The following is a 14,024-nucleotide window of genomic DNA, read 5'->3' as shown; positions in this document are numbered from 1 at the left end:
ATGCAATGCGCAATGGCATATGGCTGCAAGACTTCCTCTTTGGTCAACACCCAAGGGGTATCGCATCAGCCCTCGACGCGTTTGCGCGCCTGTGCGCTGTCCATATCCGTGATGCCCAAAAGATTTGCCACCAACCGTAGCAATGCGTCCTCTTCCTTGGCGCGTGCGCCATCTGCCAGCACAACTTGCCACAGCGCCTCTACCACAGCGAGGCGGTCATCATAGGCCACAGCATCCTTGATCGAGCGGGTAAAGCGCACGGTGTCCGGCGCCTCAGACTCCAGCGTTTCCGCATCGGTCAAAAGCGCATCGCGCTCTGCGCCTTCAAGGCCGTAGCGCGCGGTGATAATATCCTGAATACGGCCCCGTTCTGCAGTGCTGTATTCATTGTCAGAGCGTGCAACGCGGACCAGCAGCGCGGTGAGCGCAAGGCGGGCATCAGTGTCGGGCATCGGGGCGGGGGCCGACACGGTCAGCCGTTTTAATAGATCTGCAAACATAAAGGATAACCTAGGCGGTGAGGATGATTTTACAATTGGTCGCGTGCATTTAACGCGCCGAGGGCATTTTTTCGCGCAGCAACAATATCTTCGCCCGACAGACCAAGTGCTGCTTCGATCTCAACCAACTGCGCCTCTTCCGCGTCATCACGGCGACCATCGGCCAGCGCTACGGCCCACATGGCATCCCCAAGCGACTTGCGCTCAGCATATGGAACCTCTTCGCGCAAGATTTGCGCAAATTCGCTTGTGCCGGGTGCATGGCGCTCCAGCGCTTCGCATTCGGCGCGCAGCTTTGCCGCATCGAGCGGTTTTAGGGAAAAGGTCGTCGCCAGCACACGGTCGATCTGTGCCACCTCTGCGGCCACATACTGACGGTTGGCCAAGGCCACACGGACCAGCAAAGCACCTAGCGCAAGCTGCGCGTTGGGTTGTGGCAATGGTTTTGGCGCAGGGGCGCGGCGGGGGAAAAGACGTTCTAACATCGGCTTTGATTATCCGAGATTGGGGGCTTTGCCAAATTTAATCGTATCAAGGGCGATGCCTTGGTCGTCTGTGTTGTTCAGCACGATCCCCGCAATGTCCTCGGTTCCGGAGGCGCGCAGGAAACCCAGTGCAAACTCTCCTACGGGGGTGACAGGCACGCGCGCCAGCACACTGCCGTCACGGCGCAGGAACAAAACATCAGCACTGCCTTGCTCGCCGCCGCGCAGCCCTAGGGTGACAGCGGACTGGTCCTGATCGAACAAGATCGCGATAGCGCCTTCGCCCTGTGCGTCGCGTTTGGGGAAACCCTTGTGACCATAGCCGTTTAGCACAGTAATGCCCATAAAGCTGACAACAGACAGGTTCTGCCCCGCTTCGCCCGGCAGCAGGGTAAGCGGGCCGTAGGCCGCACCATCGACGGCATCATGGGTGCCTTGGACCTGTAGGGTCTGGCCAGCGAACCGTTCTCCGAACTGGGCGCCGTTTAACACCAGCACATCGTCCACCAGATACCCCGGACCCGCACCAGATGGTGTGCCCTGAAAATCTATCGTCTCGGGCAGCAGCAAGCTTTCTGGATCGACAAGACAGACGGCGCTGGAACAGGCAAGCGCGGGAAGCGGGAGCAGGGCGAGAATGCACGCGATAAGATGTCTCATGCGCAGAGCATATCACAAATCAGTCGCCATATCCTTCAATAATTATCAGACTGCCGTCAGAAACAGTCATGCGGATGTCCTTGGCGGCTTGGTAGCTGGGGCTTTGATAGCAGGCGACAGCATCTGCATAGCTGGGAAATTCGATCACGACGGTGCGCGGATGTGCAGTGCCTTCGCGGATTTGCTGCGTGCCGCCGCGCACCAGAAACTTTGCGCCGAAGTCGGCAAATGGTTTTGCATTGGCGGCGCGGTACTTCTCGTACACTTCGGCATCGCGCACATCCATATTGCCGATCCAATATCCCTTTTTTGCCATTCGCATGATCCTTCCGTTCGTCGCGTGCAATTAGCGCAGTTTGGCATAGCGGGCGGCAAGGCGTTGCGCCTCGTCGCTCAATCCATATGGCGGGTTTAACACAAACATGCCAGAGCCTACCATCCCATGCCCTGGACGGGCGGGGGGGAAGCGGACCTCATGGCGCAGCGCGCCCTTGTGTTGTGTAGTCAGCGCGTTGAGCATGTCCAGATGCGCGCCATTGGTCAGGATCGGATACCAAAGAGCAATGATACCTACATTCCATGCGCGGTGTAATTTGGCGATATGCCGAAAGATGTCGACGTAGTCGGTCTTGATCTCGTAGCTGGGGTCGATCAGCAGCAAACCACGGCGCGGTGTGGGCGGACACAAGGCAAAGGCTGTCTCGAACCCGTCGCGCAGGTGGATTTTTGCGCCAGTGGGCGACATTGCCAGTGCGAGCGCGGAATGTTCCTGTGGGTGAAGCTCGGCCAGATGGATATGGTCTGTGGGGCGCAGCAGGTGCGACGCGATCAGAGGTGATCCGGGGTAGGCCTTCGCGCCATCCTCGTCCTCTACGCGGGCCAGCACGCGGGCATAGGGATGATCCTTGGCAAACCAATTGCGCGCAACGGCGATACCGGCCGCAGCCTCGCCTGTCTTGAGCGCCTCGTCAGCGCCCAAATCATAAAGCGCGCGGCCCGCGTGGGTCTCGATATAGCTGAGAGGTTTGTCTTTGCGCGTGAGGTATTCAAGCATCCACGCCAGTAAACTGTGTTTGTGGACATCGGCCAGATTTCCGGCGTGATAGATATGTTGATAGCTGAGCATACCAGCGGTGTAGCGGATCAGCGCAGGGGCGCAACGCATAATATTCGAACTATCGGGCGCAGTTTGTCCCTGAAAACAGCCCTGAAGTTAACGTTATTTGAACTTCCCTGCGAGATGGGTCATAATCGCTTACATAAGAATAACAAGATCGAGTGGACTTTTGATGAAGGCGGTACTTCGTATGGTCTGGGATGCTTTCCTGAGACCTCTTTTGCAACGACCCAAAAAATTACAGGTAGCTGCCTTGTGCCATCGTGGTTCAGGCGTGGACAGCGAATACCTGTTGGTGACCAGCCGTGACACGGGCCGCTGGATCATCCCGAAAGGGTGGCCGATCCGCGGTCTTAAATCCAGCGAGACTGCGCTGCAAGAAGCGTGGGAAGAAGCGGGCGTGCGCAACAGCCAAGCCTCTGCTGCCCCCGTTGGCCGTTACACCTATAACAAGCGCAAACCCTCGGGGCTGCAAGTTCCTGTTGAAACGCTCGTCTATTCTGTTGCGGTGAAAGATCTGGCATCGGAGTTCCCCGAAGCACATGAACGCACGCGCAAATGGGTTACGGCCAGCGATGCGGCTAACATGGTGAACGAGCCCGAGTTGCAATCGATTTTCCGCGGCCGTGCCAATCAATCGGCCTGATCCGTTTTGCTAGGTTGATTTCCCCTATGGTGCGGCGCTATGTCCTTCCGCCAACGGGGGAACAACGACATGACACAAAAACAGGGCGATCCACGCCATCTTGAAACGCTGGACCGCGACCTTGCGCGCTATTCCAACCTAGAGCTTGCGACGAGCTATGTTGCACGCCCTATGGTGGGACCAGGCATTGCGCTGGTCTTTATTATGCTGGCTGGCTTGGCGGCGCTGCTGTTCTTCGGGCAGACCAACAATTCCATGATTGTGGTGATTGCAGCCTGTTTGGGGGCCTATATGGCGCTGAACATCGGGGCCAACGACGTCGCCAATAACATGGGGCCAGCGGTGGGGGCGAATGCCTTGTCCATGGGCGGTGCGATTGCGATTGCTGTTGTTTTCGAGAGTGCAGGCGCGCTGATTGCGGGGGGTGATGTTGTCTCGACGATCGCGAAAGGCATTATTGCGCCCGAAAGTATGGGCAATGCCTCGACCTTCATCTGGGCAATGATGGCGGCGCTTTTGTCCGCCGCGTTGTGGGTGAACCTTGCTACCTGGGTCGGCGCACCTGTCTCGACAACGCACTCGGTCGTGGGCGGCGTCATGGGCGCAGGTATTGCTGCGGCAGGGTTTGCGGCTGTGAATTGGCCCACAATGGCAGGGATTGCGGCCAGTTGGGTGATTTCGCCGATGCTGGGTGGTTTGATCGCTGCTATGTTCTTGTGGCTTATCAAGTCGCGCATCATCTACCGTGACGACAAAATTGCGGCGGCTCGGACATGGGTGCCGATCCTTGTGGGCATCATGGCGGGGGCTTTTGCGGCCTATCTGTCGCTGAAAGGTCTGAAAAAGATTATCAAGATCGACATGCCAACAGCGTTGCTGATTGGTGCGGTGTTGGGTGTGTTGGTCTGGGCCGTGATGATCCCCGTGATCCGCAAGCAATCCCAAGGGCTGGAGAACCGCAACAAATCGCTCAAAGTGCTGTTTGGTATCCCGCTGGTTGTCTCGGCAGCACTGCTGAGCTTTGCGCATGGGGCTAATGACGTGGCCAATGCTGTCGCCCCGTTGGCGGCTATTGTTCAGGCATCGCAATCCGCAAATTTCATGGAAGCGGTAAGCATTCCGTTCTGGGTCATGATTATCGGGGCGTTCGGTATCTCGTTCGGCCTGTTCCTGTTTGGCCCCAAGCTGATCCGTATGGTCGGCGGCCAGATCACCAAACTGAACCCCATGCGCGCCTATTGCGTGGCCCTGTCGGCTGCACTGACTGTTATCATCGCCAGCTGGCTGGGGCTGCCCGTCAGCTCGACCCACATTGCCGTTGGCGGTGTGTTCGGTGTGGGCTTTTTCCGTGAGTGGGACGCAGAACGGCGTATCCGCAAGCAGCGATTGGAAATGCCTGATCGCGCGATCTATGCGCCCGAAGAGCGTCGCCGCCGCAAGCTGGTGCGCCGCTCACACTTTCTGACGATCCTTGCGGCATGGGTAATTACAGTACCCGCAGCGGCAACCCTGTCAGCAGTTATCTTTGTGATGATAAATCTCGCGGTAGCCTGATCCGGCCACCGCAGTGTGCCCCTGCCGCGCAGGCAGGGGCCCCGCGCGTCACACCAGACGCGACATTTCCTTGGCCGCCTGTATAAAGCCCTTGAACAAAGGATGGGGCTTGAACGGCTTTGACTTCAGTTCTGGGTGGAACTGCACGCCGATGAACCACGGGTGATCCGACCATTCCACTATCTCGGGCAGCTTGCCGTCTGGCGACATGCCCGAGAACGTGAGGCCCGCTTTTTCCAGCTGCTCCCGATAGGCGATATCGACCTCATAGCGGTGGCGGTGACGCTCGTCGATGGAAGTGCTTCCATACACCTCGGCGACCTTTGATCCCTCTTTCAGCGTGGCATCATATGCGCCCAGACGCATGGTGCCGCCTTTGTCATCGCCGACCTTACGCTCAACCTTGTGGTTGCCCTGCACCCATTCCTTGAGGTGGTAGACCACAGGCTCAAATCGTTTCTTGCCACTGGATTCGTGGTCGAACTCTTCCGAGCCTGCCGTGGACAGGCCAGCCACATTGCGCGCGGCCTCGATCACGGCCATTTGCATGCCCAGACAGATGCCAAGATAGGGTACTTTATGCTCGCGGGCATATTGCGCGGCTTTGATTTTGCCCTCTGTGCCACGCTCGCCAAAACCACCCGGAACGAGGATGGCGTGATATCCTTCCAACTGGGCAGCCACGTCATCGGATTTGTCGAACACCTCTGCATCGACCCATTCGATTTTCACGCGGACACGGTTGGCCATACCGCCGTGTGTCAGCGCCTCGGCGATAGATTTATAGGCATCACCCAACTGCGTGTATTTGCCCACAATGGCGACTTTGACTTCGCCTTCGGGGTTATGGATACGGTCATAGACGTCGTGCCAGACGCTCAGATCAGGCTTGGGCGCAGGCGAGATATCGAAGGCATCCAGAACGGCCTGATCGAGCCCTTGTGCGTGATAGGCCAGCGGCGCCTCGTAGATGGATTTCAGATCGTAAGCGGCGACGACCGATTCCTTGCGCACGTTACAGAAGAGGGCGATCTTCTCGCGCTCTTTCTCGGGGATCGGATGCTCGGACCGGCAGACAAGGATGTCAGGTGCGATGCCGATGCTTTGCAGCTCCTTGACGGAGTGCTGCGTGGGTTTTGTTTTCAACTCACCACTGGCGGCAAGATAGGGCAGCAGCGTGAGGTGCATAAAGATGCATTGGCCGCGTGGTTTATCGTGGGAGAACTGGCGGATTGCCTCGAAAAACGGCAGGCCTTCGATATCGCCTACGGTGCCACCGATTTCGCACAGCATAAAATCAACTTCGTCTTCGCCAACGGCAAGGAAATCTTTGATCTCGTTTGTGACGTGGGGAATGACCTGAATTGTCTTCCCAAGATAGTCGCCGCGGCGTTCTTTCTCCAGCACAGTGGAATAGACGCGCCCGGATGAGACGGAATCGGTCTTGCGGGCGGCCACGCCTGTGAATCGTTCGTAATGTCCAAGATCGAGATCGGTTTCTGCGCCGTCATCGGTCACAAACACTTCGCCATGCTCAAAAGGGCTCATCGTGCCGGGATCGACGTTGAGATAGGGATCAAGTTTGCGCAGCCGCACCGAGAAGCCACGCGCCTGCAACAACGCGCCAAGTGCGGCCGAGGCGAGACCTTTGCCAAGCGAGGATACAACACCACCGGTGATGAAAATATAGCGTGCCATGTGCAGTTTCTCCCGTGCGCTTTCAGCGTCTGCTCTGTTGTTTTCGGACCTGCAAAACGGGTCCAGAGCGGTGCGAAATTCGCACCATCACGGGGCCTCAGTCTAACAGGATTCGCAACCCCGAGGCAAGGCGCTGGCCGCAACATGATGTTGCGCTGGGGCCTTTTACCTCAAAGTCTTGAGATTATGTGTTAATCGAGTGTCGGGACCAGTGGCGCATTGTCACCCTCGGCAGGGGGCAGCAAATTGTCCAGATCAGGGGTTGGCACGCCGTCGTTCTGGTTCAGGGCTGGCGGCTGTGCGCTTAGACGGTCCAGAACCGATACACCCGCAGATTTCTGTGCGGAAACAATGGTCAGCGTGATCGATGTCACTACGAATGCAGCGCCCAGCAACCACGTGAACTTGCTCATCGGAGTGGCTGGCGGGCGGCCCGAGTTTGCACCGCCACCACCGCCACCAATGCCCAATCCGCCACCTTCTGAGCGTTGCAACAGCACCACGGCAATCAGGCCAAGCGCGAGAATAAGGTGGATGATCAGGACGACATTTTCCATGGGGTGCAGGCTGCTCTTTTCTGGGTCGGTTTGGGGGTATCTAGGCACATTTGCTTTTGGGGGCAAGGGAGGATGCGCGGCGCAGGCTCTGCTTGCCCATAGACAAGCGCATTATCTCGCGGCAATGTGTCTGTATGCCCCATGACAGCCATGACCACGATCACGCCCACGCCCTGCTACCGCCCGAACCTGCCTTGCGGGTTAAGGCGCTGGAGAGCGTGCTAAAACAAAAGGGTCTGATTGACCCTGCTGCCCTTGATGCGATCATAGATACCTATGAAAACAAGATCGGGCCGCGCAACGGGGCCCATGTGGTTGCCAAAGCATGGAGTGATCCTGCGTTTCTGGACGCCCTGCGCAACGATGCCACCAATACGCTGGCCGATTTGGGGTACTTCGGCCGTCAGGGCGAGCATATGGTGGTGGTCGAGAATACGCCGCAGACCCATAACATTGTCGTCTGTACCCTGTGCAGCTGTTATCCTTGGCCTTTGCTGGGCATTCCGCCTGCGTGGTACAAGTCAGACGCCTACCGCGCGCGGGTTGTCCGTGAGCCACGCAAAGTGCTGGCTGATTTCGGTGTGGTTTTGCCTGACGAAACTGCTGTGCGTGTTTGGGATTCGACCGCCGAGGTGCGCTATCTTGTGCTGCCCATGCGGCCTGAAGGGACCGAGGGCTGGAGCGAGGATGCGCTGATGGATCTGGTGACACGCGACAGTATGGTTGGCACGGGTTTGGCGAGGAGTTCCGATGCTGCTTGAGAACCCCACTGATGCGGTGCGCCCAAGCTACGCATGCGTTGCCTCCATGGCATCGCTCTTGGCGGAGCACTGCTTGTGAGCCGTGTCCATGATATGGGCGGGCGGTTTGGTGACGGTGCAGTTGTGCCAGAAGGCGAGGACGAGCGGTTTCACGAGGACTGGCATGCACGCGCACTGGCCCTGACACTCGCATCTGGCAGTTTAGGGAAATGGAACATCGACGTATCGCGCCACGCCCGCGAATGCCTCGCGCCCAAGGACTACACGGCATTTAGCTATTACGAGAAATGGATAGGTGGTCTGGCGGCATTGCTTGTGAATACTGACGTGCTGCGCCGTGACGAGCTGGCGGGGCAGTCACATGCCGAGATCAGCGATCTGGCAGAAAAGAAATTGACGGCGGATCAAGTCGCGGGTGTTTTGGCCCGAGGCGGACCGGCGGACCGCCAGAGCGATGTCTTGCCCGTATTTACGGTAGGCGACAGCGTGCTGACACGCGCCATAGCAGAGAACACGCTGGTAAGCGGCGGTCATACGCGCTTGCCTGGGTATGCGGCAGGTGCGCGTGGGCGGATCGTTCGCTATCATGGCACACATATATTGCCCGACAGCAATGCGCATGGTTTGGGCGAAGCGCCAGAGCCGCTTTATGCTGTGGCTTTTGAAGCTTCTCAACTATGGGCGCATCCCGAACATCCACGTGACGAGGTCGTACTGGACCTATGGCAAAGCTATCTGGAGGCCGCATGAGCGCGACACCCGAACCTGTTTTCGAGGCCCCATGGCACGCGCAATTGTTCGCGCTGACAGTGCATCTGAACGAAGCCGGGCATTTCGAGTGGACGGACTGGGCCGCGCGTTTCGGAGCAATGCTGAAGCAGCACGGACTATCAAAAGAATTGAATGGCGGCGAGGACTACTTTACCGCATGGCTCGCGACGTTGGAGGGTTTTTTGGCCGAAATCAAGATGACCGATCCTGAAGCTGTAGAGGAAATGCGGGCGGCATGGGAGCACGCGTACCTGCATACCGCTCACGGTGATCCCGTGACGCTGGACGGCACTTTTGCACCCTGACGGGCGCAAGACGCCCGCCCACCGACCCGTTCAGGCATCTACATCATCTACATCGGCCTGACCCGACAGCGCACGGCGTACAATGCTCCAGCTGAGGCCAATGGCGAGTACAAAACTGAGCGCGCCCAGGCCGAGCCATACGTTCATGCTGGGATCTTTGAGGCGCAAAACGCCCAGGTCATAGAGAACCCATATGCCTGCGCCGACAACTGCGAGTACCAGAATCATCCCGAACGCACCGATGCTGCGCAGGGTCGCGCGCAGGTAAATGATGTATCCGATCAGCAGAACCAACCCTGCGAGCACGGCAATCGAGACATTCATGCCGCCATAGCTGCGCACCCACTGGATATAGTTGTACTCGGTCGGGTTAAACGTTGCTGTGAGCAGCAAAAACGCACAAATCCAGCGCAGTAAAAAGCCCATCATCGGTTGTCCTTTGTTCTGTTGCCGCGCAATATCGAAGCCTTACGCACAAAAGTCTATGGGAATTGGTCAGTTTGCGGTTCCCTGCCACCGCATGGACGGCTATCAGGGGCGCGGGTTTGGAATAGGCGGGCGGTGCTGAGTGCCCCTGCGATGAGAGGAATAGAATGGCCAATGTTGTTGTCGTAGGCGCCCAATGGGGTGACGAGGGTAAAGGCAAGATTGTGGACTGGCTGTCCGAGCGTGCGGATGTGATCGCGCGTTTTCAGGGCGGGCATAACGCAGGCCACACGCTGGTTATTGACGGCGAAGTGTTCAAGCTGAGCCTGCTGCCGTCAGGCATTGTGCGGGGTGGCAAACTGTCGGTCATTGGCAACGGTGTCGTTCTGGACCCGTGGCATCTGGAAAAAGAGATTGCCGGCTTGCGCGAACAAGGCGTCACGATCACGCCTGAAACGCTCATGATTGCCGAGAATACACCGCTGATCCTGCCCATCCACGGAGAGCTGGACCGCGCGCGTGAAGAGCAGACAAGTGTCGCAAAGATTGGCACCACAGGACGCGGCATCGGCCCTGCCTATGAAGACAAGGTCGGACGCCGTTCGGTGCGTGTAGCTGATTTGGCCGACGACGCGACGCTGGAACTGCGTGTCGACCGCGCGTTGGTCCACCATGACGCGTTGCGCCGTGGTTTGGGGCTCGAGCCTGTGGACCGCGCGCGACTGTTGGCTGATTTGCGGGCTATTGCGCCCAGCGTTTTGGAATACGCAGCGCCTGTTTGGAAAGTGCTGAATGAAAAACGTCGCGCAGGTAAACGCATCTTGTTCGAGGGGGCACAGGGCGCGCTGTTGGACATCGATTTCGGCACTTATCCCTTCGTCACCTCAAGCAATGTAATTGCGGGACAGGCGGCAACGGGTACAGGCATTGGTCCCGGCTCGATCGATTTTGTTTTGGGTATTGTAAAGGCCTATACAACGCGGGTGGGCGAAGGCCCGTTTCCGGCAGAGTTGGACGATGCTGATGGCCAGCGTCTGGGCGAGCGGGGCCATGAATTTGGCACTGTGACAGGGCGGAAACGCCGCTGTGGATGGTTTGATGCGGTGCTTGTGCGCCAGACCTGCGCGACTTCTGGTGTGAACGGGATATCGTTTACCAAACTGGACGTTTTGGATGGTTTCGAGACGCTGAAAATCTGTGTGGCTTATGAGCTGGATGGCAAGCGGTTGGACTATCTGCCCACAGCCGCGGATCAGCAAGCGCGATGCACCCCGATCTATGAGGAAATGCCCGGCTGGTCGCAATCGACCGAAGGCGCACGCAGCTGGGCCGACCTGCCCGCAGAAGCGATCAAATATGTTCGCCGCGTGGAAGAGTTGATTGATTGCCCTGTCGCCCTTCTGTCGACCTCTCCCGAGCGTGAGGACACGATTTTGGTCACAGATCCGTTTGCGGACTAATTGTCGCCATTGAAAACCGCTCGGGATGGGCCACCTCTCGTCCTGAGTAAACTGTTATGGAGAAAACGTGATGGCAATGAGTTACAAAGCCCGCCGCCGCTGGTCGCTGTTTGTCCTGCTTGTTGCATTGCCTGTTTATATCGTGGGCATGGTATGGGTGATTTCGTTGTTTGATCGCCCGCCGTTTTGGGTAGAGCTGGTGATTTATGTGGGTTCTGGCGTGATCTGGGCGTTTCCGATGAAGGCAGTGTTCAAGGGCGTCGGCCAAGCCGATCCTGATGCGAAAGACCCTGCAGGGTGAAACCCCCTGTGCCTATTCTGCGCAGTTACGATGCGGATGCGGCGCGTGCTTTCTACATCGATTTTTTGGGGTTCGAGTTGTTGTTCGAGCACCGGTTTGCGGATGATGCCCCTTTGTACATGGGCTTGAAATGCGGTGAGTGTGAATTGCACCTGTCAGAGCATTTCGGTGACGGGACACCTGGCACCTATATCCGAATAGAAGTCGATGATGTTGCGGCGATGTCTGAAAGGCTGATCGCCAAGAATTACAAAAATGCCAAGCCAGGCTGGCAACATCAAAGCTGGGGATGGGACGAAATGAGTATTTCCGATCCTGCGGGAAACAAGCTGATTTTTGCCTCGCCTCAAATATAAAACGGCAAAAAGGCGGACCATGAGGCCCGCCTTTTTTTGTGGATACCATGTGCCTTATGTTTAGCCGGCAGCGCGTGCGTCCTGCTGGAAGCCGATCTGGTCAGAGGCCTGAAAGCGGCCGCCTTTCAGCTTCTGGATTTTGCCTTCGCGCAACAGCTTGCCGAATGACCGCAGGCTTTCTTCGCGGGTAAAGTTCTCTTTCTCGACCTGACGGACTTTTGTCATCAGCTGCGGGCGGGAAAACTCCTGATGGCCTTCCACGAAAGAGAGGTATGCCGCTGCGGCCTCCAGTAGATCGGGTAGCTTGTCCGCGCCGACATCGGCTGCGAAATCAGCAAAGCTTGATGCATCGGAAACACCCTCAGTTGGTGCAGGTGTGTTGACCACTGCTGCAACGCGGCGGGGGCGTACGGGCGTAACGCCGGCTGATTGCGCAACGTCGATCCGCTGCTCTGCGACCAGTTTCAGCGGGGCAGGGCGTGTCTCGGTTGGGCGTTGGGTGCGGACACGCTCGCCTGTTACGGGGCGGCGGGGGCGCACAACACTAGCAAGGTCATCACGGTAGGCTTCGTCGCTATCTGTTTCACTGTCAGCACCGCCTACCGCTTCGTCAGCCTTTTTGGCGGCGACTGCGGCGCGCAGATGGGCAAAAGCATCGCGGCGTGTAGCGCCTTCTGGCTCGTCCATCTGGGTGGCTGTTTCTTCCATCAACCGTGACAGGTCTGCATCTGCATTGCCGTGAATATCTGACCGCTGCGATGTTTCTTCTACGGCAGGCGATTCTACCGGTGCCTCTGGCGCGGTCTGCGCAGGCGCGTCGGCTGCTTCCATGTCCGCCTCAAGCTCGGCTAGTTCGCGGGCCAGTTCTTGTTCGGCTTCGTCGCTCAGCGATGAGCGTTCGGCCAAGGGTGCTTTGCGCAGGGGACGGGTTTGTGCGGCAGGCGCGTCGTCCTCATCCTCTTCGTCGTCATATTCCTCCAGCTTGCCCGCGTCGATTGCAGCTTCAAGCGTTGCGCGCTTTACCTTGAGCACACGGGTACGCATCGCTGGTGCGGGTGTGGCAGGGGCCATCTCGGCAGGCTCTTCGCTGGCTTCCTCTTCGGGTGCTACGGCATCAGTGTCTTCGGCCTCGTCAAAGAGGTGACTATCGCCGAGGTCATCCAGATCATCCGCATCGGGGGCAGCAACAAGGCTATCCATCGCTGCGAGAATGTCATCATCCATATCGTCGTCGTCGTACAGCGATGCCAGATCATCCAACACAGGGGCGGCATCTTCGGCGTTGTCGTGCTCCAGACGGCTCAGGATTGCGGCGATATCGTCATCCTCGCTTTCCATGGAGGGCGCAGGATCGGCATCCGAATCTGCTTCGTCATCGACGTCCAGTGCGTCTTCCAGGTCACGCAGAGTATTGGCGAGAACATCGCTCTGGGCTTGTTCGTCGCTTTCGTCTGCGTTGTGTTGCGCATCTTCAATGGTCTCATCGGCCTCTGCCACAGCAGCAGCCAGTGATGCTTTTACTGCGTCTGCATCGGCGTGCTGGTCTTCGGAATAGTCCGGCGCTGCGGCTGCATCGGACTGCTGGGAGACAACGGCGCGAATGCGCTTGAGCTTGTCGGCAATGCTGTCGGCTTTTGCGCGCTCTTGCGCAGGTGTTTCCTCTGCAACGGGGACGACATCCTCAAAGCTGTCGTCTGTCCCTGTTGCGCTGTCGGCAAAGAAGGCTTCGACATCGGCGTCAGGCAGGCTGGGCACGATATCGTTCTCGTCTTCCTCAACCGCGTCCTTTTCGGGTGCGGCTTCAGCTGCGACTTCGGCATCAGCTTCGGAAGCGTCAGCGTGGGCAGGCTCTTCGCTTTCGTCTGCTGTCGCGTCGTCTTCTGACTGCTCTGCTTCATGGGCCGGTGCTGCGACTTCTTCTTGTGGTTCAGCCGCGTCTTTGCCGGAAGATGCATTTGCATCTGCTTCTGGCGCGTCGACATCGGCGTCGGCATCGGGAGCGTCGGGCGTCTGATCTGCCTTGGCTGGCTCTGTCGTCGGCTCTGCGACCTCAACACTGGCCTCTGCCATGGCATCGGCCACGTCTTCAACAACCTCCTGGGCTACCAGAGCGGCAGACTGGGGGGTGTTGTGCGCAGAGAGAACGATGCGGCCATCATCCTCGCGGGCCTCGACATGGCGTGCGATCTCTCGCTCTGCGATGCGGGCCAGCATTTGTGCGTCGGGCTGAACGGGTTCGGCCCCGAAGTATCTGTCGTCGGCCGAGAGATCGCGAAAATACTCTGCAATCGCCTTCATCGTGCCGAAAGAATCGTCAAATCCTTCAAGGGTGCACGAGAAAGTGCCATAAGATACGGTAAGAATCTTGTTGTTATTGATCATCGGATGCTCGTCCTCTGCGTCTTTGTTGGGACTTGTTTACCATGA

17 protein-coding genes are annotated in these 14,024 nt (G+C 58.0%); 8 read left to right on the top strand and 9 right to left on the bottom strand.

The annotated features are described in order from the left end of the window. Positions 1 to 65: 65 nt before the first annotated feature. Genes Q0903_RS10580 through rlmJ form a run of 5 tightly spaced genes read right to left on the bottom strand, consistent with a single transcriptional unit; the run spans position 66 to position 2,771 of the window. Positions 66 to 500: a TerB family tellurite resistance protein gene (locus Q0903_RS10580; RefSeq protein WP_299029011.1), complete on the bottom strand. Its 435-nt coding sequence runs from the start codon at positions 498 to 500 to the stop codon at positions 66 to 68. Positions 501 to 529: 29 nt separating this feature from the next. Beyond that, a complete protein-coding gene (locus tag Q0903_RS10575; RefSeq protein ID WP_299029014.1) occupies positions 530 to 985 on the bottom strand; it encodes a TerB family tellurite resistance protein in 456 nt (151 codons plus the stop codon). A 9-nt stretch (positions 986 to 994) separates the two neighbouring features. Beyond that, positions 995 to 1,645, bottom strand: a complete 651-nt coding sequence (locus Q0903_RS10570; RefSeq protein WP_299415092.1) for a hypothetical protein — start codon at positions 1,643 to 1,645, stop codon at positions 995 to 997. 19 nt (positions 1,646 to 1,664) lie between these two features. Then, on the bottom strand, positions 1,665 to 1,961 hold the full coding sequence (locus Q0903_RS10565; protein WP_299415091.1) for a DUF1330 domain-containing protein: 297 nt from the start codon (positions 1,959 to 1,961) through the stop codon (positions 1,665 to 1,667). A gap of 30 nt (positions 1,962 to 1,991) precedes the next feature. After that, entirely contained in the window at positions 1,992 to 2,771 is a 780-nt protein-coding gene (rlmJ, locus tag Q0903_RS10560) for a 23S rRNA (adenine(2030)-N(6))-methyltransferase RlmJ (RefSeq protein ID WP_299029857.1), read from the bottom strand. Between the two features lie 163 nt (positions 2,772 to 2,934). Between rlmJ and Q0903_RS10555 the strand changes: the two genes are divergently transcribed. Beyond that, entirely contained in the window at positions 2,935 to 3,408 is a 474-nt protein-coding gene (locus tag Q0903_RS10555) for an NUDIX hydrolase (protein ID WP_299029022.1), read from the top strand. A 69-nt stretch (positions 3,409 to 3,477) separates the two neighbouring features. Then, positions 3,478 to 4,962 carry an inorganic phosphate transporter gene (locus Q0903_RS10550; protein WP_299029025.1) on the top strand — a complete coding sequence of 495 codons (1,485 nt, stop codon included), beginning with the start codon at positions 3,478 to 3,480 and terminating at the stop codon, positions 4,960 to 4,962. Positions 4,963 to 5,010: 48 nt separating this feature from the next. Here the strand turns inward: Q0903_RS10550 and Q0903_RS10545 are convergent, their stop codons facing one another. Continuing rightward, complete coding sequence (locus tag Q0903_RS10545) at positions 5,011 to 6,660, bottom strand: CTP synthase (protein ID WP_299029028.1); 1,650 nt, start codon at positions 6,658 to 6,660, stop codon at positions 5,011 to 5,013. Between the two features lie 191 nt (positions 6,661 to 6,851). After that, positions 6,852 to 7,217, bottom strand: a complete 366-nt coding sequence (gene secG, locus Q0903_RS10540) for a preprotein translocase subunit SecG (protein WP_299029031.1) — start codon at positions 7,215 to 7,217, stop codon at positions 6,852 to 6,854. 134 nt (positions 7,218 to 7,351) lie between these two features. On the opposite strand from secG, the gene nthA reads away from it, so the two are divergent. From nthA to Q0903_RS10525, 3 genes are all read left to right on the top strand, one after another. Then, positions 7,352 to 7,978 carry a nitrile hydratase subunit alpha gene (gene nthA / locus Q0903_RS10535; RefSeq protein ID WP_299415089.1) on the top strand — a complete coding sequence of 209 codons (627 nt, stop codon included), beginning with the start codon at positions 7,352 to 7,354 and terminating at the stop codon, positions 7,976 to 7,978. A gap of 75 nt (positions 7,979 to 8,053) precedes the next feature. Then, the gene (gene nthB, locus Q0903_RS10530) at positions 8,054 to 8,728 is read left to right on the top strand and encodes a nitrile hydratase subunit beta (protein WP_299415087.1); all 675 of its coding nucleotides are present in this window, start codon (positions 8,054 to 8,056) and stop codon (positions 8,726 to 8,728) included. Further along, positions 8,725 to 9,054, top strand: a complete 330-nt coding sequence (locus Q0903_RS10525) for a nitrile hydratase accessory protein (protein WP_299415085.1) — start codon at positions 8,725 to 8,727, stop codon at positions 9,052 to 9,054. Before nthB ends, Q0903_RS10525 begins: the two co-directional genes overlap by 4 nt. Positions 9,055 to 9,084: 30 nt before the next feature. Here Q0903_RS10525 and Q0903_RS10520 read toward each other — a convergent pair whose 3' ends face one another. Further along, the gene (locus tag Q0903_RS10520; RefSeq protein ID WP_299029859.1) at positions 9,085 to 9,480 is read right to left on the bottom strand and encodes a DUF6524 family protein; all 396 of its coding nucleotides are present in this window, start codon (positions 9,478 to 9,480) and stop codon (positions 9,085 to 9,087) included. 167 nt (positions 9,481 to 9,647) lie between these two features. On the opposite strand from Q0903_RS10520, the gene Q0903_RS10515 reads away from it, so the two are divergent. The 3 genes from Q0903_RS10515 to Q0903_RS10505 all read left to right on the top strand — a co-directional run bounded on the left by Q0903_RS10515 (position 9,648) and on the right by Q0903_RS10505 (position 11,597). Further along, on the top strand, positions 9,648 to 10,940 hold the full coding sequence (locus Q0903_RS10515; RefSeq protein ID WP_299029043.1) for an adenylosuccinate synthase: 1,293 nt from the start codon (positions 9,648 to 9,650) through the stop codon (positions 10,938 to 10,940). Positions 10,941 to 11,010: 70 nt separating this feature from the next. Further along, complete coding sequence (locus tag Q0903_RS10510; protein WP_299029045.1) at positions 11,011 to 11,241, top strand: DUF2842 domain-containing protein; 231 nt, start codon at positions 11,011 to 11,013, stop codon at positions 11,239 to 11,241. Beyond that, on the top strand, positions 11,238 to 11,597 hold the full coding sequence (locus tag Q0903_RS10505; RefSeq protein ID WP_299415083.1) for a glyoxalase superfamily protein: 360 nt from the start codon (positions 11,238 to 11,240) through the stop codon (positions 11,595 to 11,597). Before Q0903_RS10510 ends, Q0903_RS10505 begins: the two co-directional genes overlap by 4 nt. 60 nt (positions 11,598 to 11,657) lie before the next feature. Here Q0903_RS10505 and Q0903_RS10500 read toward each other — a convergent pair whose 3' ends face one another. Next, the gene (locus Q0903_RS10500) at positions 11,658 to 13,979 is read right to left on the bottom strand and encodes a hypothetical protein (RefSeq protein ID WP_299415081.1); all 2,322 of its coding nucleotides are present in this window, start codon (positions 13,977 to 13,979) and stop codon (positions 11,658 to 11,660) included. Between the last annotated feature and the right edge of the window lie 45 nt (positions 13,980 to 14,024).

Source organism: uncultured Sulfitobacter sp. (assembly GCF_947502895.1).
Lineage (GTDB): Bacteria > Pseudomonadota > Alphaproteobacteria > Rhodobacterales > Rhodobacteraceae > Sulfitobacter.
The sequence above is the reverse complement of the archived record's forward strand: the minus strand, read 5'-3'. Positions and strand labels throughout refer to the sequence as shown.

Bases quoted from the DNA above. Each gene is read 5' to 3' on its own strand.
- Q0903_RS10525 (WP_299415085.1), top strand. From the start codon at position 8,725: ATGAGCGCGACACCCGAACCTGTTTTCGAGGCCCCATGGCACGCGCAA.
- Q0903_RS10565 (WP_299415091.1), bottom strand. From the start codon at position 1,961: ATGGCAAAAAAGGGATATTGGATCGGCAATATGGATGTGCGCGATGCC.
- Q0903_RS10520 (WP_299029859.1), bottom strand. From the start codon at position 9,480: ATGGGCTTTTTACTGCGCTGGATTTGTGCGTTTTTGCTGCTCACAGCA.
- Q0903_RS10570 (WP_299415092.1), bottom strand. From the start codon at position 1,645: ATGAGACATCTTATCGCGTGCATTCTCGCCCTGCTCCCGCTTCCCGCG.
- secG (WP_299029031.1), bottom strand. From the start codon at position 7,217: ATGGAAAATGTCGTCCTGATCATCCACCTTATTCTCGCGCTTGGCCTG.
- Q0903_RS10580 (WP_299029011.1), bottom strand. From the start codon at position 500: ATGTTTGCAGATCTATTAAAACGGCTGACCGTGTCGGCCCCCGCCCCG.
- Q0903_RS10575 (WP_299029014.1), bottom strand. From the start codon at position 985: ATGTTAGAACGTCTTTTCCCCCGCCGCGCCCCTGCGCCAAAACCATTG.
- Q0903_RS10510 (WP_299029045.1), top strand. From the start codon at position 11,011: ATGGCAATGAGTTACAAAGCCCGCCGCCGCTGGTCGCTGTTTGTCCTG.
- rlmJ (WP_299029857.1), bottom strand. From the start codon at position 2,771: ATGCTCAGCTATCAACATATCTATCACGCCGGAAATCTGGCCGATGTC.
- Q0903_RS10515 (WP_299029043.1), top strand. From the start codon at position 9,648: ATGGCCAATGTTGTTGTCGTAGGCGCCCAATGGGGTGACGAGGGTAAA.
- Q0903_RS10555 (WP_299029022.1), top strand. From the start codon at position 2,935: ATGAAGGCGGTACTTCGTATGGTCTGGGATGCTTTCCTGAGACCTCTT.
- Q0903_RS10545 (WP_299029028.1), bottom strand. From the start codon at position 6,660: ATGGCACGCTATATTTTCATCACCGGTGGTGTTGTATCCTCGCTTGGC.
- nthA (WP_299415089.1), top strand. From the start codon at position 7,352: ATGCCCCATGACAGCCATGACCACGATCACGCCCACGCCCTGCTACCG.
- Q0903_RS10550 (WP_299029025.1), top strand. From the start codon at position 3,478: ATGACACAAAAACAGGGCGATCCACGCCATCTTGAAACGCTGGACCGC.
- Q0903_RS10500 (WP_299415081.1), bottom strand. From the start codon at position 13,979: ATGATCAATAACAACAAGATTCTTACCGTATCTTATGGCACTTTCTCG.